An 848-nucleotide genomic window follows, 5' to 3' on the forward strand; every position below is an offset into this window, starting at 1 on the left:
AGCGACAAACAAGTGCCCTTGGTGGGTATCTATACCCTGACACAGAACACCGACAACGGTGTCTATACCCAAGTGTTCTATGAAGAACGGGCGTATGACGAGGCATATGACGGGCTGGTCAAAGCGGCCTACAAAAACTGGTTCGGAAAAGAACTCGAAGGAAACGTAGATGATGCGTACAGCAAGCTGTGCGATCAGCCAGGTTTCTTCGATACCATCCATTCAGAATCCAGTGAATGCAACGTTCCCTGGGTCACTGCGATGTATGAAGTCTTGAAAGAGGTTTCCGCGCAGCTTGAGGGAGAACAACAAAGTCGTTTGATGGAAGTGCTAGCAAGCGTTCCACTCTGTACTGAGCAGAGCTGATCAAGAAAGGGCGTGAATGATGTCAATTCTGAGAGCGAGCAAATTCCGGTATGGAAGCCACGGCTTCCTTGAGGCATATGTCCCAATTACCGGATCCTGGAACCGTTTTATGGATCCACTTCCCGAAGACGCAGTGCCGGAGAACACCCGGCCAAAAATCATGTTCCGTGATCATATCACGCGCGAAATGGTTCAAAGCGAACCAGCAGTGCTATTCGTATTTGGAGACAATCTGAAGCGAGAAGGATTGGGCGGCCAAGCTAAAGCGATGCGTGGTGAACACAATGCGGTGGGCATTCCTACCAAGAAAGAGCCCACTACAGAGGAGACCGCCTATTTCTGCGATGCAGATTTCAAGATGTGGAAAGAAGCGTCCTACACCGATTGGCGTCGCTTGTTTGACCATGTCAAAGAAGGTGGTCACATCGTATGGCCGTCAAATGGTATTGGGTCCGGTCTTGCCAAGTTGCAAGAGAAGGCCC

At 50.2% G+C, this 848-nt stretch carries 2 protein-coding genes; both read left to right on the forward strand.

The window, feature by feature from the left end; all coding sequences use genetic code 11:
• The coding region (locus WA429_RS21330; protein ID WP_336107924.1) for a hypothetical protein at positions 1 to 366 on the forward strand (366 nt) is incomplete at its 5' end.
• Between the two features lie 109 nt (positions 367 to 475).
• On the forward strand, positions 476 to 848 hold a 373-nt coding region (locus WA429_RS21335; RefSeq protein ID WP_336107925.1), incomplete at its 3' end, for a DUF7831 domain-containing protein.

It is taken from the genome of Thalassospira sp. CH_XMU1420-2, assembly GCF_037029325.1.
Classification (GTDB): domain Bacteria; phylum Pseudomonadota; class Alphaproteobacteria; order Rhodospirillales; family Thalassospiraceae; genus Thalassospira; species Thalassospira povalilytica.